A 20,273-nucleotide genomic window follows, 5' to 3' on the forward strand; every position below is an offset into this window, starting at 1 on the left:
GAATAGTTATGTTGAATTGGGGTCTTATTGGACCAGGCGTCATAGCCCATCAATTTGCTACGGCACTAGCAAGTTCGGTTCAAGGAATATTATATGCTGTGGCAAGTCGAAATATTGAGCGTGCCAAAGCGTTTGCAGAGCAATATCGCGCGCCTGTGACATTTGAAGATTATCACGCTTTAATTGCCGATCCAAACGTTGATGTGGTCTACATTGCCACTCCACATTCCCATCATTTTCCGTTAGCCAAAGCGTGCCTAATGGCTGGGAAACACGTGTTGATGGAGAAACCGCTTACGGTAAATGCCCAGCAAACTAAGCAATTGATAAGTCTTTCTCAACAACATCAATGTGTATTTCAAGAGGCTATGTGGAGCCGCTTCATGCCGTGCTTTGAACAGGTTAAAGAGTGGATAGAACAACAACAAATTGGTGAGGTTGAATATATTACTTCGCAAATTGGTTTTGCTTTTTCAGACCTAGAAAATCACCGTATATCCGATCCTGCGTTGGCTGGCGGAGCCTTATTGGACCTGGGAATTTACAGTGTTAGTTTGAGTCAGTATTTGTTAGCCGAAAATCCATCTGAGATACAGGCAACAGCCAAAATAAACAAAGATGGAATTGATCACAATACAGCGGTGAATTTAACTTATCCGTCCGGCGTCATTAGTCAATTTACCTGTACCATGGCTGCCCAATGCTCCAATGTTATGAGCATTCATGGAAAAGATGGTTACATTTCTTTGCCGGCATATTTTTGGAACGGACGGCAAGCGCAATTATTCAAAAATGAAAAATTGCAACAAACCTTGGATTTCCCTCATCCAGTTAATGGCTTTGAATATCAAATCGAATCAACCATGGAGTCAATATTACTGGGGCGTTCTTGCGATTCTAGAATGAACCATGCAGACAGTCTCAGTGTGATGCTCACCTTAGATGCGATTCGCCAACAAATAAATCTAAGGTTTCCAGAATTTATCGAGTCTGTTGATTAAATATTCAGCCGTATTTGGGCAACAGTTTAGATTCTCGTAAATAATCACAATAGCCCTCTCTAACAGGTATAAATTATACTTAAGGGTTTGGATCATTTTTCAGTAAAAGTATGTACAAAACGATCAAAATGACTAGAATAAGCGCTCATTTTTTATCCCTGCGAAGGTGAAATTATGCGTTATCACCTGAACGTTGTGCCGAGTTGTTGAGGAGACACCATGCTGAAACGTAACATGAATATTGCTGACTTTGACCCCGAGTTATACGATGCGATCGTAAAAGAAACTCAACGCCAAGAGCATCACATCGAGCTTATTGCCTCGGAAAATTATTGTAGTCCGCGAGTTTTGGAAGCCCAAGGTTCTCAACTTACCAACAAATACGCAGAAGGATACCCTCACAAGCGTTACTACGGTGGATGTGAGTATGTTGATATCGCAGAAGATTTAGCGATTGAGCGAGCCAAACAGCTATTTGGTGCTGAGTATGCCAATGTACAACCGCATTCAGGATCGCAAGCAAACTCTGCTGTCTTTATGGCGTTACTTGACGCTGGGGATACCGTTCTAGGAATGAGTCTAGCTCATGGTGGACACCTTACTCACGGTGCACATGTTAGCTTTTCAGGCAAAACCTATAATGCTGTTCAGTATGGTCTAAATGAAGCGACTGGCGAAATTGATATGCAGCAAGTGGAAGATTTAGCACTTGAGCATAAACCGAAAATGATTATTGGTGGCTTCTCTGCATATTCAGGTATTGTTGATTGGCAGAAGTTCCGTGAGATTGCCGATAAAGTGGGTGCTTTCTTGTTGGTTGATATGGCGCATGTTGCTGGTTTGGTGGCTGCTGGGATTTATCCTAATCCATTACCCCATGCACATGTCGTAACTACTACTACCCATAAAACGTTAGCTGGTCCTCGTGGTGGATTGATTCTATCTGCTTGTGGTGACGAAACTATTTACAAAAAATTGAATAGTTCTGTATTTCCGGGTAATCAAGGTGGTCCTTTGTGTCACGTGATTGCAGCAAAAGCAGTTGCCTTTAAAGAAGCCCTAGAACCAGAATTTAAAGAATATCAAAAGCAAGTTGTCGTAAATGCCAAAGCTATGGTTAGCGTAATGCAAGAGCGTGGCTATAAAATTGTTTCGGATGGAACAGATAACCATCTGTTTTTGCTGGATTTAATTGATAAAGATATTACTGGTAAAGATGCCGATGCTGCATTGGGTAGTGCCAATATCACAGTCAACAAAAATTCGGTACCAAATGATCCTCGCTCTCCTTTTGTAACCAGTGGCTTGCGTATTGGCTCTCCAGCAATTACCCGTCGTGGGTTTGGCGAACAGGAAGCTAAACAAGTGGCAAATTGGATTAGTGATGTGCTTGATGATATTGAAAGTGCGGAAACTATTGCTAGAGTTAAAAAAGAAGTGATTGAATTATGTGAGAAATTCCCCGTTTACGGTTAATTTCTAACACTCTGCTACATATAGCCGCTGATAAACAGCGGCTTTTTTTTGTCTTAGAATCATCGAATATTGGCTTACTAGCTACTTTGCCTTTGCCCTTAAGTTGCTGATAATAAGACTCACTTTTGTTAGAGGAGTAATATATGTCATCAGTAGTATCACGAATACCTGCCGCGTCAGCTGACGTCGCAAAGGCCCATTTTGCACATTTATTAAGTTTAGAAACGGATTGTTGGGACACACATTTTGCCATCAGCAATAACCGTCAAGATTTTGTGTTGTTGGATGTGCGAAGTTTAGTGCTTTTCAAACAAGGCCATTTACCCAACGCGATAAACTTACCCCACAAAAACATCAACTCTGAGACAATCCAAACTTACCCTAATGAAACCTTATTTGTGGTGTATTGTGCTGGCCCTCATTGCAATGGCGCTGACAAGGCCGCTCTTAAATTAGCTGAATTGGGGCGACCAGTGAAAAAACTCATTGGTGGGGTAACAGGTTGGTTAGACGAAGGATTTGAATTAGTCACTGAAGAGTAAATCACTTGCCAAAGACTAATTGGCACTTGGTTTTAATTGGTAGTGCACCTTAAACCCTCTGCCATTGTTACCTGACACATTTACTAACAGGGTGTTTTCCGTACGTAAATATTCTATTTGCTTTGGAAAATCGTGATTTGGATTTTCAAAGGTAACGGTATTTGCTGTGCAGTTTTTCGCTCTAAAGGCCACTGGTAAGCTATTGTGGCCAACTTTTGCTAAATAAAATATCTCTGTTTGCATTTGTACTAAACGCATACTTTCTTGTTGCTGGAGTTTTCCTGATGCATCTCGGCTGCTGCCTGTTCCTGTTAAGGTGTCGTCGCTTATTTTCAACCAACTTTCTTGGGTATTGCCATCAGGCGTTGTTTGCCAGTTCCCCACAAGCCATTGCAGTTGGGTTAGGGAAACACATTTCGAATCAGCAGCCTCTACGTGCGCATTAAGTATAATTATCACTATTGATAATAGATAAATTAGACGTTGCATATATCACCTTTTGACTTTTTTATGCTAGTTTAGCGAGCATCTGTAGATAGTGAAAAGAAAATAAGTCTATGTTTTGTCCTTTCTGCTCTGAACAAGAAACTAAAGTTATCGATTCCCGATTGGTTGCCGAAGGTCATCAGGTGCGCCGCAGACGAGAGTGCACCGCTTGTCATGAGCGCTTTACTACCTTTGAAATTGCAGAGTTAGTGATGCCTAGAGTGGTTAAGCGCGACGGTTCAAGAGAGCCGTTTAATGAAGATAAATTGCGCGCCGGTTTATTGCGAGCATTAGAGAAACGCCCCGTAAGCACTGAAAAAGTGGAACATTGTATTAGTCAGTTGAAGTCATCTTTGCGCGCAACAGGAGAGCGGGAAATTAGCAGCGAATTCTTGGGCAGCTTGATCATGGATGCGCTCAAAGAGCTAGATAAAGTCGCCTACGTGCGTTTTGCATCGGTTTACCGTTCATTCGAGGATATTCGTGAGTTTGGTGAAGAAATTGCCAAATTAGGTGAAAAGCCTTAATTTTTTTATCCGCTTAGCGAAATTGGTACAAAATGTCTGCCTATAATTTTTCAAATTTAGACCATCATTTAATGAGCATCGCTCTAAAGTTGGCCAGCAAAGGTCAATTTACTACGACACCAAATCCCAATGTCGGCTGTGTTATTGCGAATCAAAATGGGGATGTACTAGGTCAAGGATGGCACCATAAAGCAGGCACTCCTCATGCTGAAGTACATGCTCTTAAACAAGCAGGTGACAAAGCACTAGGCGCGACCGCTTATGTTACTTTAGAGCCTTGTAGTCATTTTGGCAAAACTCCTCCTTGCGCTGATGCGTTAATTCACGCCGGTGTGAAACGTGTGGTTGCTGCTATGGTTGATCCCAACCCGAAGGTCGCGGGAAGTGGATTAAAACGTTTATCTGAACAAGGTATCGATGTCTCCCATGGTCTAATGACAGAGCAGGCTGAACTATTAAATCGCGGTTTTATAAAACGGATGAAATATAATCGTCCGTGGCTCACAGTGAAACTAGCCGCAAGCCTTGATGGTAAAACAGCATTAGCGAATGGTCATAGTCAATGGATTACAGGGGCGGCGGCGCGCTCTGATGTGCAAGAACATCGAGCTAGGAGCTGCGCCATATTGTCTGGTTCCGGAACGGTTTTAGCCGATAATCCAAGTCTAAATGTAAGATATAACGAATTAAGTCATGCCAAAACGTGGATAACTGAATCTGAACTTCGGCAACCCCTGCGAATTATTTTAGATGGTAAAAACCAACTTACTGATAATTTAAAAATGTTTGATCTTGATGGTCGAAATCTAATTATAAATCGCAAACATAACCCTTCAATAAGAGCCAGCGTAGAACAAGTCCAAATAAATAGCCTAGGCAATAAACTTGATTTACAGGCCATGTTACAAATTTTGTCTGAAAGACAATTAAATGAAGTTTGGGTAGAGGCTGGTGGCCGGCTTGCAGGGGCGTTAGTTCAACAAGACTTAGTTGATGAGTTGATTTTATATCAAGCGCCCAAACTATTGGGGGATAAAGGTCAAAATTTGTTTGTGATGGATGAACTGACACAAATGAATCAAGCTAAAATGTTACGATGGTCCACTGTTCGTATGGTCGGTAATGATTTGAAAATGGTCGCACATTTTAAATAACTGACTCAATTGAAATTTTTGCAAATATCGGATGACAAAATGTTTACTGGAATAATAGAAGATGTAGGTCATATCGCAAAATTGCAACCCAAGGGTGATGATATTCGCCTTACCGTTGCAGTGAATAAGTTAGATATGTCAGACGTGGCATTAGGTGACAGTATCGCCACCAATGGTGTGTGTTTAACCGTTGTGGATTTTTCAGATAAACATTACAGCGTTGATGTCTCTCCTGAAACCATCAAACGTTCTGGTTTTGCTAACTACACTGTGGGCGACAAAGTAAACCTTGAGAAAGCCATGCAGGCAAGCTCTCGCTTTGGCGGCCATATTGTCAGTGGTCATGTGGATGGTGTGGGAAAAATCGTGGCCATTAATCCGATTGACCGTTGGTTAGAAATCTGGATTCAAGCACCCGATGAATTAGCTAAATACATATCTGAAAAAGGCTCCATTACAATTGATGGTGTTAGCTTAACTGTCAATGACGTGGATGGAGCTAAGTTTATGCTCACGTTAATTCCACATACCTTACAAGAAACAATTATCGGTAATTACCAAGTTGGAAGTTTAGTTAATCTAGAAGTGGACTTGATTGCTCGCTATCTGGAGCGTTTGATATTAGGTGATAAAGCCGCACACAGTCAGAATAAATCAGGCATAGATCTGCAATTTTTGGCTGAAAACGGCTATTTGAAGTAAACCAAATTTAATCTATTAAAATACACAAAATACAGAGTACCCTACACAATGGCATTACATAGCATCGAAGAAATAATCGAAGACATCAAACAGGGCAAAATGGTGATCCTGATGGATGATGAAGATCGTGAAAATGAAGGCGATCTGATTATGGCCGCAGAATATGCGACTCCTGAGGCTATCAATTTTATGGTCACCCATGCTCGAGGCTTGGTGTGTTTGCCAATGACAGCAGAACGCTGTCAGCATTTGAATTTACCATTAATGGTCGATAACAATAGTGCCCAATTTTCAACTAATTTCACCGTTTCAATTGAAGCCGCTAAGGGAGTTACTACTGGGATTTCTGCGGCGGATCGAGCGCAAACTATTTTGGCTGCCGTCAACAAAAATGCAAAAGCAGAAGATATTGTTCAGCCTGGCCATATTTTTCCGTTAATTGCCAAAGAGGGTGGTGTACTCAACAGAGCGGGCCACACTGAAGCAGGAGTAGACTTAGCAAGATTAGCTGGTGCAGAACCTGCTTCGGTTATCGTCGAAATCTTAAATGAAGATGGCACTATGGCACGAAGACCTGAACTAGAATTATTTGCTGAAAAGCATAATTTGAAAATGGGTACCATTGCCGATTTAATCGAATATAGAAACCTCAATGAAACGACCATAGAACAAGTCGCTAGTTGCAAATTGCCCACTCGCTACGGCGAGTTTGATTTACATACCTTTAAAGATGTCATTGATGACCAAGTGCATTTTGCTTTATGTAAAGGCAAAATCGACAGTGACAATCCTACCTTGGTTAGAGTGCACTTACATAATACGTTTAACGATTTATTTGCATCTGAACGCTCTGCCCAGCGCAGCATGGGGTTGCTCGAGGCGATGCAAAAAATCGCCGATGAAGGAGGCGTTTTGGTGCTATTGGGTAAGCAAGAAGATCTGATTGCGCAGGTAAAACAATTTGAAGCCGAAGATCAAGGCAGAAGTGCGGCTGCAGCTAAATATCAAGGCACTTCACGAACCGTTGGAGTGGGAAGTCAAATTCTCGCTACCCTAGGGGTGCGTAAGATGCGTTTGCTAAGCAAACCTAAGAAATATCACGCCTTATCGGGTTTTGGTCTAGAAGTTGTCGATTACGTATATTAATCCATTTGGGTTTCCATGGTGTTGTGCTATAATCCGCGCCGTTTTTCTTACAGGGCTTCACAAACATGAATATCATTGAAGGTAATGTTCGCGCAACCGGCAAAAAGTTTGCGCTGGTTGTATCTCGGTTTAACAGTTTTGTTGTTGAGAGCTTAGTTGACGGAGCATTAGACACTCTAGAACGTGTGGGTGAAGTGAGTGATCAAGACATTACTTTGGTTCGAGTTCCCGGTGCTTATGAGCTTCCCATCGTAGCTAAAAAATTAGCTGAGCAAAAAAAATACGATGCTATTATTGCCTTAGGTGCTGTTATCCGTGGCGGTACCCCCCATTTTGATTTTGTTGCTGGCGAATGTAATAAAGGTCTAGCACAGGTTTCATTGGAATACGGCATACCGGTTTCTTTCGGTGTAATCACTACTGACAGCATTGAACAAGCAATCGAACGTTCAGGCACCAAAGCAGGTAACAAGGGCGCTGATGCGGCCATGGGTGCACTGGAAATGGTAAATGTCATCGCGCAAATTGAAGAGGCATAATCCGTGAAGCCATCTGCACGTAGAAAAGCAAGAGAGCTTGCGGTACAAGCCGTTTACTCTTGGCAAATGAGCAAAAACCCAGTGGAGCAAATCGAACTGGGAATTGCCACAAGCACAAATATGGAAAAAGTCGATATGGCATATTTCCAAGAATTGTTGCGAAATGTTGTCAAAGATAGTGAAAACCTTGATAAAACGATCAAACCATACCTTGGGCGTTTACCAGAAGAACTTGATGTGGTGGAAAAAGCTATTCTGCGCATTGCAACCTATGAACTTACCGCACGTATTGATGTCCCTTACAAGGTAGTGATAAACGAAGCTATCGAATTGGCGAAATCTTTCGGTGCGGACGAAAGCCATAAGTTTGTAAACGGTGTGCTTGATAAAGCAATTAAAACCCTCAGAAAACACGAATTATCTTCAAAAGAGTAACGTGAAAGAATTTGATATTATTGATCGCTTTTTTAAACAAGAGCGAGAGTCGCGTAAAGACGTAATTCAGGGCATTGGGGATGATTGTGCAATCACTCGTGTGCCTGAAGGCCTTAACCTTGCTATCACCACTGATACACTAATTAGTGGCGTGCACTTTCCCGTGGATACGCCACCTGAAGCGATTGCGCATAAAGCATTGGCGGTTAATTTAAGTGATCTGGCGGCTATGGGCGCGGAACCAGCTTGGTTTAGTTTGTCGCTATCTCTCCCTAATATAGACGAAGCTTGGTTAGAGGCTTTTTCACAATCCCTATTTGAAGTATCTAAATACTACTCAATACAATTAATTGGCGGTGATACTGTACAAGGTCCATTGGCAATTACCATTACAGCTCAAGGTTTTGTTCCGAATGAACATGCGTTAATGCGCAGCACTGCTAAACCCGGCGACTTAGTATATGTTACTGGCACCATAGGTGATGCAGGAGCCGGACTAGATATTAAATTGGGCAAACTCGATAGTTCTGAACTTGCTGCTAATTACCTTTTAAACCGACTGAATTATCCTGCACCAAGATTGCTGGCTGGAACGGCGTTACGACGCACGGCAAGCTCTTGTATTGATATATCTGACGGCCTAGTGCAAGACCTGCAACATATTCTTAATGCATCTGAATGTGGTGCTAAAATCCACGTGAAAAATCTTCCCTTATCAGTGGCCCTCAAAGAAACGGTCGATTTAGAGCAAGCAATCCAATATGCACTCAGTTCAGGTGATGACTATGAGCTTTTGTTTACTGTTAATGAAGAACAAAAGGGCAATTTAGAAACTGCTTTGGCTAACGCAAATATTAATGCAACTTGCATTGGTCAACTTACCGGCGTAAAACGAAAGCTTGAATTGGTTTTTGATGATGAGCCTTATGAGCAACAGGGTGCATGTTTTGAGCACTTTAGCGTTTGAACGCTGAACAACGAAGCCGAGTTACGCTGAGTAACCCAGCACATTTTTTGGCTTTAGGAGCAGGGTCAGGCCTTGCCTCTAAAATGCCTGGAACATTTGGTACCCTTGCCGCTGTACCACTTGTTTGCTTGCTGCTAGAAACCGTCTCCTTGAATGTTTATCTATTTCTATGTCTGATAGCCAGTGTTGCCGGTATCTGGATTTGCGGCAAAACTGCCGATGATATGGGTGTACACGATGATTCATCTATCGTTTGGGATGAAGTGGCAGGCATGATGATTACTATGATTGCGGTGCCTTTGAGCTGGCAGACTATGCTGGTGGGTTTTGTATTGTTCCGCGTTTTCGATATTCTCAAACCATGGCCAATAAGCTACTTAGATAAACATGTTTACGGTGGTTTTGGTATTATGGCCGACGATGTGTTGGCGGGAATCGCTGCTTTTGCTAGTCTACATTTGTTACTGCACTTCGGGGTTCTATAGCTCGTTACTTTTAACGTCTTGTTCTTCCACTATTTCCAGCTTCTATAAATTTATCTGAATCTTTGCCGCGACTGTCACTTAGCTTATAAGACCCTAGCAATATCAAATAACTGGCTAATTAAATAGCCAGTTAAAAGTCAGTGATTAGTCTAAAAATTCTCTTACTTTGGCAACAATACCAGCACCGTCTAACTGCAACTCTTTATACATTTCTTGTTGCGTTCCTTGCATGATGAACTCATCAGGTAAGCCTATTTGCAGTAACTTGCTCGTGTACTTTTGACTGAGTAAATATTCTGCCACTGCACTGCCTGCACCACCCGTAATTGCGCCATCTTCAAGGCTTACAAATAGCTCAAAATCCTTGGCTAATGAATCGATTATGTTGCTATCCAAAGGTTTTACAAAGCGCATATCTACCATAGTCGCTCCTAATTCTTCCGCCGCTTCAATAGCATAGGGCAGCAAGGTACCGAAATTCAAAATAGCTACTTTATTACCATGTCTGAGCGTCCGCGATTGACCAATTTTAATTTCGCTCATGGTTTTTTCAATTTTAGCACCAACCCCAGTACCTCGCGGATAACGTACCGCCGCGGGTTGATTTAGTTTGTGGCCGGTGTACAGCATTTGACGGCACTCGTTCTCGTCAGAAGGGGCCATAATAATTAAGTTCGGAATACAGCGCATAAAGGGGATATCAAAGGCGCCTTGATGGGTTGGACCATCGGCACCGACCAAACCAGCGCGGTCTACGGCAAAAAGCACTGGAAGGTTTTGCAATGCTACGTCATGAATTAACTGATCATAAGCTCGCTGTAAGAATGTTGAATAAATTGCTACAACTGGATTGAGCCCTTCTTTGGCTAAACCTGCAGCGAAGGTCACTGAATGTTGTTCGGCAATGGCCACATCAAAGTACTGTGCTGGAAATTCTTGAGAGAATTTGACCATACCCGAGCCTTCACGCATTGCCGGAGTGATGGCCATCAATTTTGAGTCCAAAGCGGCCATATCACATAACCATTCGCCAAATACGTTTGAAAAAGTAGGACCACTGGGAGCTGATTTTGGTAAGCCATTGTCTGCAGGGTTGAACTTAGGCACGGCATGAAATTTAATCGGATCTTTTTCCGCTAACTCAAATCCTTTGCCTTTTTTGGTTACCACATGAAGAATTTGTGGGCCTTTAATATTTCGCATGTTACGTAAGGTTTCAACAACCCCTTTCACATCGTGGCCGTCGATAGGACCGATATAATTAAATCCAAGCTCTTCAAATATGGTGCCTGGAACCACCATACCTTTTATATGTTCTTCTGCTCGACTGGCAAATTCTTTTATAGGCGGTACATTGCTTAATAATTTTTTGCCGCCATCGCGAATCGAATTGAAGAAGTTTCCCGTTAACAGGCGCGCTAAATGACTATTGAGTGCGCCAACATTTTCTGAAATCGACATTTCGTTATCGTTCAGAATAACCAACACATCTTTATTGATGTCTCCGCCATGGTTTAGAGCTTCAAACGCCATACCTGCGGTCATAGCGCCATCACCAATTACCGCGACTACCTTACGATCTTTACCTTCTTTTTCAGAAGCCACAGCCATGCCCAGGGCTGCGCTTATTGACGTTGAAGAGTGACCTACAGCAAAGGTATCGTATTCGCTTTCTAACGGCCAAGGAAACGGATGTAGGCCATCTTTTTGACGAATGGTCGTCATTAGTTCTCGACGACCTGTCAGAATTTTATGGGGATAAGCCTGATGACCCACATCCCAGATGAGGCGATCAAAAGGTGTGTTATAAACATAATGAAGTGCGACCGTTAGCTCAACAGTGCCTAGTCCAGAAGCGAAATGCCCACTACTTTTACTGACGCACGACAAAAGGTATTGACGCAATTCATCTGCACACTGTCTTAATTGTTCTTGTGGAAGTTTACGCAAATCTTCAGGCGTATTGGCCTTTGCCAAGATAGGATAGTGAGCTAAATCAAGTGTCATGTTTTGCCTAGTATTATTTATGTTTGTGGCTTGCGAGTCTAAAAACGTCGATTAACAACAAAATCGGAAAATTCGCGCAATAACGTTGTATTGTATGGCAAAGCGTCTAATGCGTGAAGTGCTTGTTGATGAAGTTGCTGCAAATATGTTTTTGCACCTTCTAATCCCAACAACGAAGGGTAGGTGGATTTGTTCTGAGCTTGATCAGAACCTTGCGGTTTACCAATCACCTTGGAGTCACCTATTATATCTAAAATATCGTCTTGAACCTGAAAAGCTAGGCCTAAAGCTTCACTATATTGATCAAGCAGTTGACTCACTTCTGGAGCAAGATCTTCGGCCAAAATTGTGGCCATGGAAACCGATACTTTAAACAATGCACCTGTCTTGAGATTATGCAGTTGTTGTAACTCTGATTGGGAAATCGGTTTATTGGTGGCTGCTAAATCAAGGGCTTGCCCAGCACACATACCGTGAATTCCAGAAGCTTGAGAGAGCAATTTAACCAGCTTCAACTGTTTAATTGGATTGTTTATCGCAGAATCTGCTGAGCTAAGTACATCAAAGGCGAGAGTTTGCAATGCGTCACCGGCCAAAATAGCAGTTGCTTCATCAAACGCAATGTGACAGGTCGGCTTACCCCGCCTCAGTTCATCATCATCCATCGCAGGTAAGTCATCATGGATCAGCGAATAGGCATGAATACATTCAACTGCAAAGGCTGGCACATCCAATTTATCTATAGAAACACCCAGCATTTCACCAGTAGCATAAACCAAAAAAGGTCGTGTTCGTTTTCCGCCATTGAGTAATGCGTATTGCATCGCTTGTGTTAAGCGTGTCGCAGGGGACGAATGCTCGACAAAATATTGATTGAGTAAATTGTCAATGCGCAGGTGAAAGCGCTTTTGGTTTTGAACTAAAGCGGTCACTCATCTATCCGTTGTTGGTCTAGCTCCTGAAGCACATCTTCTTGATCTTGTTGCATCAAAATCTGCACTCTTTGTTCAGCCGCTTTGAGCATTTTTTGGCTATTTCGAGCAAGTGATATGCCCCTTTCAAACTTAGCTAATGCTTGTTCTAAAGGAATATCTCCCTGTTCCATTTCTGCAACCAGTTGCTCTAATTCCTGCATTGTGTCTTCAAACGAATTGTCACTTAGTTCGTTGTCTTTACTCATCTGGTACAGTGTCCTTAATAGCGAATATTTTAAAAGTTGGGAACGATACCTGAGGCACCATTTTTGGTCAATGGATTTTACTCCACCTAGGTACATAGCGGGCAATAAACTTGATAATTTTGGTAGTTCATTTGTGCCAAACTGTAATTGTATATGCTATGTTTTCCTATAACTTGGATATAACTCCTTTAGAATCGGCTTCAACAGTCGATAAAATGGAATAATTCAGTGACTTATCCGGGTAAATACCTTAAAAAGAGTAAGGTATTCGGGTCTTTTTTCGATTAGCTTATCGAATCCTTGGGAGGACAATGTGGATTTAGCGACCCTTATAGGTATGCTTGGTGCAATCGGTTTCGTCGTCATGGCCATGGTTATGGGTGGCGACATTAGTATGTTTATGAACGTGCCATCTATCCTTATTGTATTTGGTGGTACATTGTTTGTGGTGCTATCTCAGTACACACTTGGGCAGTTTTTCGGTGCGGGTAAAATCGGCGGAAAAGCATTCATGTTTAAGATTGAATCGCCTGACGACCTAATTCAGAAAATTGTAGAAATGGCTGATGCAGCTAGAAAAGGTGGCTTTTTGGCCCTTGAAGAAGCTGAAATAGAAAATGCATTCATGCAAAAAGGCGTCGATATGTTGGTAGATGGCCACGATGTCGATGTGGTCAGAGATACCCTTGCTAAAGACATTGCGATGACCACTGAACGTCACGAGTTTGGTGCCACAATTTACAAAGGTATGGGAGACGTTGCTCCTGCAATGGGCATGATCGGTACTTTAATTGGCTTGGTTGCTATGCTTTCTAACATGGATGATCCAAAAGCAATTGGACCCGCAATGGCAGTGGCACTATTAACCACCCTATATGGCGCTTTTTTTGCGAATGTTATTTGTTTGCCGATGTCAGTTAAATTGCTAAACCGTGCGAACGAAGAAAAACTTAATCAAAGCCTGGTGTTAGACGGCATAATAGGTATCGCAGACGGACAAAATCCAAGAGTTATCGAAGGAATATTGAAAAGTTATCTTGCTGCGAATAAGCGCGGTGCGGCGACAGAGGAAGAATAGTCAATGGCAGAGCAAGAATGCCCAAAATGTCCTCCTGAAGGACTCCCTGCGTGGATGGGGACTTTTGCGGACTTAATGTCTCTGCTGATGTGTTTCTTTGTGCTGTTGCTGGCCTTTTCTGAAATGGATGTGCTTAAATTTAAGCAAATTGCCGGTTCAATGAAATTCGCTTTTGGTGTGCAGAATAAAATTGAAGTCAAAGATATTCCTAAAGGTACCAGTGTTATTGCCATGGAATTTCGACCTGGCAGACCAGATCCCACACCCATCGAAAATATCCAGCAGCAAACTGTTGATATGACCCAAGAAATGTTGGAATTCCAAGCCGGCGATGAAGATTCTGCTGGCGGACGGCAAAAACAACGGGGTGAACAACGAGGTGGGGCAGCACAACAAACCGCTACTGACCAGTCGTCGTCTTCTGCTCAACAACAATCTAGTCAAGAACAAACTAACGAGTTGATGAAAAAAGTCGCTCAACAATTACAAAAACAAATATTAGATGGTTCTATTGAAATGGAATCTTTAGGCCAGCAAATTATCATAAGGATCCGTGAGAATGGATCGTTTTCCGCGGGATCTGCCTTTCTACAACCCCAATTTCGTCCCATTTTGAAGACGATTGGTGAATTACTTGCAGATGTTCCAGGTGAGATAGAGATTTCTGGCCACAGTGACAGTCAGCAAATATCCAATGAGTTATATCGCTCTAACTGGGATTTATCCGCGCAAAGGGCGGTTGCTGTAGCAGAAGAAATTAGAAAAGCTGACGGTTTTGATGAGCAACGCATGTTGGTGGTAGGGAAGGCGGATACCGCGCCATTGTCGACCAATGAAAACGCTGGAGACAGAGGTCGTAATCGCCGCGTAGAAATTGCTATTAACCAAGGTAAACCTATGTATTCAAAACCCATTTCGGTTATCGAGCCTTAAGGGTGATGCTAACCTAACTCCCTAGGTTATTGGCATTTCCTAAGCGGCTCAGTTTTATCAAAGAAGATGGAAATTTCTGCCACTCCGATACCTAATTTACTCATATACGAACGATTCATCATGCGCTTTTCATCCAACATGTACATCCAATCATCTACTTTCAGATCAAACTCTGAATCATCTACAGGCACTCTGAGTGTATAGTGCCAATTGAAACTCATACCATTAGCTTCGCCACTTGCTTGGCCAATTACATCACCTGCAGACCCTGTGACAGTGCCGTCTTGCTGAATATTAAGTTGCCACTGTCTGATTTGCGTTTCGCCATCTGCATAGTAAAACGTTTCGTGTAATTTTCCGCTATCACCTTGCCAAGTGCCAATGATGTCAACACAAAAACGACGAGTCGTTTTGTTATTGATATCTTGCACAATTCCCCACGCGGTTAAATTGCCTGAAAAATACTCTTTTAGTTTAAATTCTGGTGTGGTTCCTTGATAATCCTCGACCGAGGATGAACACCCAGATAAACCGACCATTGCAGCGCAAACCGCTGTGTATTGAATAAAGTTCATCGTTAACCTCCAATCAGTTGTTTACGAAGTTTGGGGTAACTGCAGTTTTCGTCGAGCCATATGGCCAGAAAACTCGGTCCAAATTTGGGGTCTTGTATCACTCCAATGAGATCATCATTAAAAAAGAATTGGCTGTGACCATTCGCATTGACCTTCAAGGTCAGTACGTCATTTTTTTTGATATTCGGCCAAATTGAATCAAGCTCATCCAGCCAATTTCGAATATTCTGCGAGGAATAACCTAGTTTTTGCCATTCCTGTTCTGTGCGCTCCAATAAGTCTTCACTTTTTATTGCACGTAAGTATTTTATTTGCAGTGCCAATGGCAGGTTATCAGCAGCATATTCTCCATTCTTGCTATAAAGAGTTGAGAAATAAATATCGAAAAAGAATACCTCTAGTTTGGCAGAACCGACTTTCGTCAGTCCTGTTATTGGATTAGCCATTACTATATTCATTGTGTTACTGCTCACCATCAATATGAAAAAAAATCCCAAAGTTTTTAACATCGGCTATCTGATTACTTGTCCGATGAAAGACGGCTTACTTAGCACTAACTGCACTGTTGAAATGGTGCGTTCTAAAAATCCTCCTTCACAATAACTAAAATAATAACGCCACATTCGCATAAACCTTTCGTCATATCCTTCTTTAGCGAGCACTTCACGTTTGTCTAAGAAGCGCTGATGCCAGTGATTGATGGTTTTTGCATAATCTAGTCCGATATCATGTGAATCGCGGATCATCATGTCGCTGTATAGTTTTAAGTGCCGGTTTAGCTCATATTGAGAAGGTAAAAATCCTCCCGGAAATATATGTTTTTGAATAAAGTCCACGTCTTTACTGTAACTTTCGTAACGACGATCATCTATGGTGATGGATTGCAGCAGCATCAAACCATCTTTTTTTAGTAGTGAAGAACACTTTTCAAAGAAATTAGGCAAGTACTCTTTGCCCACCGCTTCAATCATCTCAATGGAAACCAGTTTATCGTACTGACCTGTTAACACTCGGTAGTCTTGCTTTAACAAAGTGATACGACTTGTCAGATTTTCCTTAGCTACCCATTGTTGCGCATAATCAAATTGTTCATCAGAAATAGTTGTTGTAGTGACTTTGCAACCGTAATGTTTAGCTGCAAATATGGCCAAACCACCCCAGCCCGTACCGATTTCCAAAAGGTGATCATTTTCATTGAGTTGCAATTTGTCACAAATCGCTTTGAGTTTAAGTTGTTGGGCTTGTTCCAAGCTAATATCTTGGGTTGGATAAATAGCCGCGGAATACATCATACTGTTATCTAAAAACTGGGTATAAAGCCTATTCCCTAAATCATAATGTGCTGAGATATTCTTTTTGGCTTGATGTTTAGAGTTTTTATTTTTTAAATGACTAATCTGACGAAGTGGAGTGGCTATCCATCTCATTTTTGCTTCCCAAGCATCCAGCATAGGCAAATTGCGCGCGAAGATTCGAATCACATCGGTCAAATTTGGCGTTTCCCACAAATTATCCGTGTAGGTTTCACCCGAAGCGACGCTACCTCCAAATAGTAATTTTTTGTATGCTTTTAAGTCGAGAAAGTTAATTTCGGCGTGAAGATCTGAATTTGCATCGCCAAACCTGTCAACTAAGACTCCGTGTTCTTTTATGGTCATCATACCTTCAGGTATCTGACTGAAAATTTTGAGCAAAATATTTCTGCAAATTCGATCTGTGGTGGATAACGTTTCAGTCTGAGTCAGGGTGTTTTCACTATTTAACATCTGCTTTTTTTTCCTTATTGCCAGGATGACCATAAAAAGGCACACCTTTAACAAACAATTTCAATGCTTGCCAATAAATACCGACAACGGTTTTTATTGTCATACTTGGGATATTTAGTAGTACGCGTAAAAGGTGTTTTGAGTTCAATGGTTCACGAACAAGATTGAGATTTGCTTGAAAGTGCTTCTGCTCTTTAAAGCAGCTAAGTGATAATGTGAGTCTTTTACTAGGTTGCTTAACGTTCCATTTATACTGCATATCTAAGGGATTAAATGGAGAAACATGAAATTCTTTGTCACAGTCTTGTTGGACCGCTAAATCAACCAAATAGTGATGTCTTTCGTTCCAAGGTGTATTGCTCACCTCAGCAAGTAGATGACTAAATGTGCCATCTGGTTGTTGTAAATAATAAAAATTGACTGGGCTAAAATACAAGCCAAACATACGCAGTTGGCCTAACAAAAATACCTTTCCAGACAGTGGCTTTTGCGCTAATTCAGACATACGTTGTATCACCGATGACTTTAAATCATCTTGTGGATTACCTAAAAAATCTGAACGCTTAAACCTAACCACTGAAAAACGATTGGTAGAAAAGCCTTTTACGTTTTCGCAAAGCTCGTCTATTTCATCTAAGTTGAGCCAAAACATAAATATTTTATAGTTAAAGGCATGCTTTTTCGGAAGGTGTCGCGCATGAAAAACGTTGCCAATATATAGCGCACTGTCCATTAGAGTTCAGCCCCAAATCGACTACACACATCTAAAGCACTGCGCACGCCGTCTTCATGAAAACCGTTATACCAATAAGCACCGCAAAAATGCATGCCCGCCACGCCACAAATCTCAGATCTTCGGGATTGTGCCTTGGCGCTTTGCAAACTAAATTGAGGATGATGGTATTCGAACTGTTTTAAAATTTTATCAGGGGCGATATGCTCACTATTATTCAGTGTCACGCAAAAAGTATGTTCCGACTCTAGGCGTTGTAAAATATTCATGTTGTAAGTGAGTGATGTTGGTTCTTGTTCCTCGTCAGGACCACCTTTGAGTAAATAATTCCAACTCGCCCAAGCCAATCTGCGCTTCGGCAATACAGAGGTATCAGTGTGCAATACCACTTCATTGGGACTGTAGGGCATAGCCGATAAAATATCTTGTTGTGCAACAGAAGGGTTTTTAATCATTTTTAGCGCCTGATCACTATGACAGGCAAATATCACTTCATCGAATTCAAAGTTGCTGTTACTTAGATCCCCATCGACTGCCGCCAATGTAATACGATATTTGCCATCTACATATTCCACTTGACTAATAGGACTGTTCAAGAGAATTTTGTCCCTGAAACCTTCTGTTAATGGATTTATATATTCTCTGGAGCCACCAATGATGGTGTACCATTGTGGTCTGTCAGTGATATTTAATAACCCATGGTTATTGAAAAATTGTAAAAAGAACGCGAGCTGAAAGCCTTTAATATCTTGCAACGTTGCTGACCAAATCGCAGCGCACATAGGTAAAATATAATTGTGATTAAAATCTTCGCTAAATTTATGTTGAATTAAAAACTCGCCCAGAGTGATATCGCCAATTTGTTCGGGCGTTTGTTCACTAAAAAGTTGTTTACATAATTTATTGAAGCGCAATATGTCGCGGACAATTCGGTGAAATTTAGGACGAAGAATATTTCTTCGTTGGGCGAATAGACTATTAATTGTATTGCCGTTGTATTCTAAGTTTTCACTCAGGTTTTTCACACTGAAACTCATTTCTGTGGGTTGACCTGCCACCCCGATTTTTGCAAGTAGCTTAATAAAGTTAGGATAAGTCCAATCGTTGTAGACTATAAACCCAGTGTCTATGGCGTAACTTTTTCCGGCTACATCAACATCTACAGTGGCGGTGTGGCCGCCAATGTAGTTATTGGCTTCGAACACGGTAATGTCGAACTTTTCATGGAGTAAATGGCCACATGTTATGCCAGAAATGCCGCTTCCAATAATCGCGATTCGCTTTTTCATTCAGTATCCTGAGTATTCTTCATTTTGCTGCTTATTTTAAATTTCGCCCATGCAGGAAAAAGATTTAAAAAACGTAATATAAAACTTAATTTTTTGGGGAAATAAATGCTTGAATGGCGCTGTTCAATTCCCACTAATAAGGCATCAGCAGCCTCATTGACGCTAATTTTCATTGGCATTTCGAAATCATTTTTATCCGTTAATGGTGTTTCTACAAAGCCTGGAGAAGCGCTCTGAATGAGGATGTTTTTGGGCGCTAGGTCAACTTGCATACTCTTACTGAAGTAGTGTAAGGCTGCTTTACTGGCACCATATGCTTGACTGCGAGTGAAGGGCAGCAATCTCGCTAAACTATCCACAATCACTATTTGCTGTGGTGGACTGCTCGCTTTGATTAGTGAAGCAGTGCAATTTACGACACCCATGAAATTGACGTCAAACACCCGTTTAAACAATGCCACTTCAAAGCAATCTATATCGACATATTCGCACACACCTGCGTTTAGCACCGCGATATCTGGATGCACGTTTTGCAAAGCGTCAGCAACTTGCTGTTGATTCGCTATATCGAATTTGAGTGTCGATATATTGTCGTATTTCGCCAGCGCTTCTAACGCGTCTTGATTTCGTCCGCAAGCAATTACCTTGTAATTTTTTTGTGCACACAAAAGCGTGAGCGCTTTACCAATGCCAGATGTTGCGCCTGTGATTAAAATTGTTTTCATGAGACTAACCTTCGTTTAAGTGCCCTGATAATATGTTTTAGCAGCGGGACTTGCTCATAAATCATCTCTCCCAAGTCGTAATAATCTCGGTGGAATACAATCTTATCGTTAGCGCTTTTTAAGTGACTAATACCGTCAACTTCAAATTCTTTCCCCGAATTTAGCTGGGGGTGCACTATTCTCATTTTCCAGGTTACGAAAATATCACCCTCAACCTCAGTGATATGTTGAATCAAACAGTCACATTTTGATGTGTTAGTAAGTAAATTTTCAAAGTAATCTTTTATACATTTAAGTCCTTGATGTTGGCTAAGCGGGTCTATCAAAGTTGCTTCGGGAGCATATACATCGCCCAAGTGAGCAATTGATTGCAACGACAAGTTTCGGTAAAAATTTTCGAATTTTTTCAATACACTCATGATCAATACTTTCTGTTAGCTCATAGTTAGGTTTACTCGACCCAGTTTCATTGGGATCATATTTAGACTAAAAATAGTCTAGTTTGTGGTGAACTTCGGTGAACGATG

At 41.6% G+C, this 20,273-nt stretch carries 24 protein-coding genes; 13 read left to right on the top strand and 11 right to left on the bottom strand.

Going from position 1 to position 20,273, the window contains the following annotated elements; translation table 11 throughout:
* Positions 1-8 precede the first annotated feature (8 nt).
* From KO530_RS18975 to KO530_RS18985, 3 genes are all read left to right on the top strand, one after another.
* Positions 9-1,001 carry a Gfo/Idh/MocA family protein gene (locus KO530_RS18975; RefSeq protein ID WP_216050033.1) on the top strand — a complete coding sequence of 331 codons (993 nt, stop codon included), beginning with the start codon at positions 9-11 and terminating at the stop codon, positions 999-1,001.
* Positions 1,002-1,220: 219 nt separating this feature from the next.
* The gene (glyA, locus tag KO530_RS18980; RefSeq protein WP_216050034.1) at positions 1,221-2,477 is read left to right on the top strand and encodes a serine hydroxymethyltransferase; all 1,257 of its coding nucleotides are present in this window, start codon (positions 1,221-1,223) and stop codon (positions 2,475-2,477) included.
* Between the two features lie 143 nt (positions 2,478-2,620).
* Complete coding sequence (locus KO530_RS18985) at positions 2,621-3,019, top strand: rhodanese-like domain-containing protein (RefSeq protein ID WP_216050035.1); 399 nt, start codon at positions 2,621-2,623, stop codon at positions 3,017-3,019.
* A 15-nt stretch (positions 3,020-3,034) separates the two neighbouring features.
* Here KO530_RS18985 and KO530_RS18990 read toward each other — a convergent pair whose 3' ends face one another.
* Positions 3,035-3,508 carry a DUF6265 family protein gene (locus tag KO530_RS18990; protein WP_216050036.1) on the bottom strand — a complete coding sequence of 158 codons (474 nt, stop codon included), beginning with the start codon at positions 3,506-3,508 and terminating at the stop codon, positions 3,035-3,037.
* Positions 3,509-3,576: 68 nt separating this feature from the next.
* Between KO530_RS18990 and nrdR the strand changes: the two genes are divergently transcribed.
* The 8 genes from nrdR to KO530_RS19030 all read left to right on the top strand — a co-directional run bounded on the left by nrdR (position 3,577) and on the right by KO530_RS19030 (position 9,460).
* Complete coding sequence (gene nrdR, locus KO530_RS18995; RefSeq protein ID WP_216050037.1) at positions 3,577-4,032, top strand: transcriptional regulator NrdR; 456 nt, start codon at positions 3,577-3,579, stop codon at positions 4,030-4,032.
* A gap of 32 nt (positions 4,033-4,064) precedes the next feature.
* Entirely contained in the window at positions 4,065-5,186 is a 1,122-nt protein-coding gene (gene ribD / locus KO530_RS19000) for a bifunctional diaminohydroxyphosphoribosylaminopyrimidine deaminase/5-amino-6-(5-phosphoribosylamino)uracil reductase RibD (protein ID WP_216050038.1), read from the top strand.
* A gap of 39 nt (positions 5,187-5,225) precedes the next feature.
* Complete coding sequence (locus tag KO530_RS19005; RefSeq protein WP_216050039.1) at positions 5,226-5,888, top strand: riboflavin synthase; 663 nt, start codon at positions 5,226-5,228, stop codon at positions 5,886-5,888.
* Between the two features lie 48 nt (positions 5,889-5,936).
* A complete protein-coding gene (gene ribBA / locus KO530_RS19010; RefSeq protein ID WP_216050040.1) occupies positions 5,937-7,034 on the top strand; it encodes a bifunctional 3,4-dihydroxy-2-butanone-4-phosphate synthase/GTP cyclohydrolase II in 1,098 nt (365 codons plus the stop codon).
* Positions 7,035-7,099: 65 nt separating this feature from the next.
* Complete coding sequence (gene ribH / locus KO530_RS19015; protein ID WP_008845708.1) at positions 7,100-7,573, top strand: 6,7-dimethyl-8-ribityllumazine synthase; 474 nt, start codon at positions 7,100-7,102, stop codon at positions 7,571-7,573.
* A 3-nt stretch (positions 7,574-7,576) separates the two neighbouring features.
* Positions 7,577-8,008, top strand: a complete 432-nt coding sequence (gene nusB, locus KO530_RS19020) for a transcription antitermination factor NusB (protein WP_216050041.1) — start codon at positions 7,577-7,579, stop codon at positions 8,006-8,008.
* Position 8,009: 1 nt separating this feature from the next.
* The gene (gene thiL, locus KO530_RS19025; RefSeq protein ID WP_216050042.1) at positions 8,010-8,975 is read left to right on the top strand and encodes a thiamine-phosphate kinase; all 966 of its coding nucleotides are present in this window, start codon (positions 8,010-8,012) and stop codon (positions 8,973-8,975) included.
* Positions 8,972-9,460 carry a phosphatidylglycerophosphatase A family protein gene (locus tag KO530_RS19030; protein ID WP_216050043.1) on the top strand — a complete coding sequence of 163 codons (489 nt, stop codon included), beginning with the start codon at positions 8,972-8,974 and terminating at the stop codon, positions 9,458-9,460. The genes thiL and KO530_RS19030 overlap by 4 nt, the downstream gene beginning before the upstream one ends.
* A 144-nt stretch (positions 9,461-9,604) precedes the next feature.
* Here KO530_RS19030 and dxs read toward each other — a convergent pair whose 3' ends face one another.
* Genes dxs through KO530_RS19045 form a run of 3 tightly spaced genes read right to left on the bottom strand, consistent with a single transcriptional unit; the run spans position 9,605 to position 12,647 of the window.
* Positions 9,605-11,467 carry a 1-deoxy-D-xylulose-5-phosphate synthase gene (gene dxs / locus KO530_RS19035; protein ID WP_216050044.1) on the bottom strand — a complete coding sequence of 621 codons (1,863 nt, stop codon included), beginning with the start codon at positions 11,465-11,467 and terminating at the stop codon, positions 9,605-9,607.
* A gap of 38 nt (positions 11,468-11,505) precedes the next feature.
* Positions 11,506-12,399: a (2E,6E)-farnesyl diphosphate synthase gene (gene ispA, locus KO530_RS19040; protein WP_216050045.1), complete on the bottom strand. Its 894-nt coding sequence runs from the start codon at positions 12,397-12,399 to the stop codon at positions 11,506-11,508.
* Positions 12,396-12,647 (bottom strand): exodeoxyribonuclease VII small subunit, encoded by a 252-nt coding sequence (locus KO530_RS19045; RefSeq protein WP_216050046.1) that lies wholly within the window; start codon positions 12,645-12,647, stop codon positions 12,396-12,398. Before KO530_RS19045 ends, ispA begins: the two co-directional genes overlap by 4 nt.
* A 313-nt stretch (positions 12,648-12,960) precedes the next feature.
* Here KO530_RS19045 and pomA point away from each other — a divergent pair, with 313 nt between their 5' ends.
* The gene (pomA, locus tag KO530_RS19050; RefSeq protein WP_216050047.1) at positions 12,961-13,725 is read left to right on the top strand and encodes a flagellar motor protein PomA; all 765 of its coding nucleotides are present in this window, start codon (positions 12,961-12,963) and stop codon (positions 13,723-13,725) included.
* Between the two features lie 3 nt (positions 13,726-13,728).
* A complete protein-coding gene (locus tag KO530_RS19055) occupies positions 13,729-14,658 on the top strand; it encodes a flagellar motor protein MotB (RefSeq protein ID WP_216050048.1) in 930 nt (309 codons plus the stop codon).
* Positions 14,659-14,684: 26 nt separating this feature from the next.
* Here the strand turns inward: KO530_RS19055 and KO530_RS19060 are convergent, their stop codons facing one another.
* Genes KO530_RS19060 through KO530_RS19090 form a run of 7 tightly spaced genes read right to left on the bottom strand, consistent with a single transcriptional unit; the run spans position 14,685 to position 20,165 of the window.
* Positions 14,685-15,233: a DUF3833 domain-containing protein gene (locus KO530_RS19060; protein ID WP_216050049.1), complete on the bottom strand. Its 549-nt coding sequence runs from the start codon at positions 15,231-15,233 to the stop codon at positions 14,685-14,687.
* Between the two features lie 2 nt (positions 15,234-15,235).
* A complete protein-coding gene (locus tag KO530_RS19065; RefSeq protein WP_252729369.1) occupies positions 15,236-15,691 on the bottom strand; it encodes a chalcone isomerase family protein in 456 nt (151 codons plus the stop codon).
* A gap of 54 nt (positions 15,692-15,745) precedes the next feature.
* On the bottom strand, positions 15,746-16,999 hold the full coding sequence (locus tag KO530_RS19070) for an SAM-dependent methyltransferase (RefSeq protein ID WP_216050050.1): 1,254 nt from the start codon (positions 16,997-16,999) through the stop codon (positions 15,746-15,748).
* Positions 16,989-17,732 (bottom strand): DUF1365 domain-containing protein, encoded by a 744-nt coding sequence (locus tag KO530_RS19075; RefSeq protein WP_216050051.1) that lies wholly within the window; start codon positions 17,730-17,732, stop codon positions 16,989-16,991. The genes KO530_RS19070 and KO530_RS19075 overlap by 11 nt, the downstream gene beginning before the upstream one ends.
* A complete protein-coding gene (locus tag KO530_RS19080) occupies positions 17,732-19,021 on the bottom strand; it encodes an NAD(P)/FAD-dependent oxidoreductase (protein ID WP_216050052.1) in 1,290 nt (429 codons plus the stop codon). Before KO530_RS19080 ends, KO530_RS19075 begins: the two co-directional genes overlap by 1 nt.
* A complete protein-coding gene (locus KO530_RS19085; protein ID WP_216050053.1) occupies positions 19,018-19,746 on the bottom strand; it encodes an SDR family NAD(P)-dependent oxidoreductase in 729 nt (242 codons plus the stop codon). The genes KO530_RS19080 and KO530_RS19085 overlap by 4 nt, the downstream gene beginning before the upstream one ends.
* On the bottom strand, positions 19,743-20,165 hold the full coding sequence (locus tag KO530_RS19090) for a nuclear transport factor 2 family protein (protein WP_216050054.1): 423 nt from the start codon (positions 20,163-20,165) through the stop codon (positions 19,743-19,745). Before KO530_RS19090 ends, KO530_RS19085 begins: the two co-directional genes overlap by 4 nt.
* Positions 20,166-20,273 lie beyond the last annotated feature (108 nt).

The sequence above is a fragment of the Aliiglaciecola lipolytica genome (genome assembly GCF_018860635.1).
GTDB lineage: Bacteria > Pseudomonadota > Gammaproteobacteria > Enterobacterales > Alteromonadaceae > Aliiglaciecola > Aliiglaciecola lipolytica_A.

What these genes read in the sequence shown, in the direction of transcription:
- KO530_RS18975 (WP_216050033.1), top strand. Translation starts at nt 9, where the DNA reads ATGTTGAATTGGGGTCTTATTGGACCAGGCGTCATAGCCCATCAATTT.
- glyA (WP_216050034.1), top strand. Translation starts at nt 1,221, where the DNA reads ATGCTGAAACGTAACATGAATATTGCTGACTTTGACCCCGAGTTATAC.
- KO530_RS18985 (WP_216050035.1), top strand. Translation starts at nt 2,621, where the DNA reads ATGTCATCAGTAGTATCACGAATACCTGCCGCGTCAGCTGACGTCGCA.
- KO530_RS18990 (WP_216050036.1), bottom strand. Translation starts at nt 3,508, where the DNA reads ATGCAACGTCTAATTTATCTATTATCAATAGTGATAATTATACTTAAT.
- nrdR (WP_216050037.1), top strand. Translation starts at nt 3,577, where the DNA reads ATGTTTTGTCCTTTCTGCTCTGAACAAGAAACTAAAGTTATCGATTCC.
- ribD (WP_216050038.1), top strand. Translation starts at nt 4,065, where the DNA reads ATGTCTGCCTATAATTTTTCAAATTTAGACCATCATTTAATGAGCATC.
- KO530_RS19005 (WP_216050039.1), top strand. Translation starts at nt 5,226, where the DNA reads ATGTTTACTGGAATAATAGAAGATGTAGGTCATATCGCAAAATTGCAA.
- ribBA (WP_216050040.1), top strand. Translation starts at nt 5,937, where the DNA reads ATGGCATTACATAGCATCGAAGAAATAATCGAAGACATCAAACAGGGC.
- ribH (WP_008845708.1), top strand. Translation starts at nt 7,100, where the DNA reads ATGAATATCATTGAAGGTAATGTTCGCGCAACCGGCAAAAAGTTTGCG.
- dxs (WP_216050044.1), bottom strand. Translation starts at nt 11,467, where the DNA reads ATGACACTTGATTTAGCTCACTATCCTATCTTGGCAAAGGCCAATACG.
- KO530_RS19045 (WP_216050046.1), bottom strand. Translation starts at nt 12,647, where the DNA reads ATGAGTAAAGACAACGAACTAAGTGACAATTCGTTTGAAGACACAATG.
- KO530_RS19055 (WP_216050048.1), top strand. Translation starts at nt 13,729, where the DNA reads ATGGCAGAGCAAGAATGCCCAAAATGTCCTCCTGAAGGACTCCCTGCG.
- KO530_RS19060 (WP_216050049.1), bottom strand. Translation starts at nt 15,233, where the DNA reads ATGAACTTTATTCAATACACAGCGGTTTGCGCTGCAATGGTCGGTTTA.
- KO530_RS19065 (WP_252729369.1), bottom strand. Translation starts at nt 15,691, where the DNA reads ATGAATATAGTAATGGCTAATCCAATAACAGGACTGACGAAAGTCGGT.
- KO530_RS19070 (WP_216050050.1), bottom strand. Translation starts at nt 16,999, where the DNA reads ATGTTAAATAGTGAAAACACCCTGACTCAGACTGAAACGTTATCCACC.
- KO530_RS19075 (WP_216050051.1), bottom strand. Translation starts at nt 17,732, where the DNA reads ATGGACAGTGCGCTATATATTGGCAACGTTTTTCATGCGCGACACCTT.
- KO530_RS19080 (WP_216050052.1), bottom strand. Translation starts at nt 19,021, where the DNA reads ATGAAAAAGCGAATCGCGATTATTGGAAGCGGCATTTCTGGCATAACA.
- KO530_RS19085 (WP_216050053.1), bottom strand. Translation starts at nt 19,746, where the DNA reads ATGAAAACAATTTTAATCACAGGCGCAACATCTGGCATTGGTAAAGCG.
- KO530_RS19090 (WP_216050054.1), bottom strand. Translation starts at nt 20,165, where the DNA reads ATGAGTGTATTGAAAAAATTCGAAAATTTTTACCGAAACTTGTCGTTG.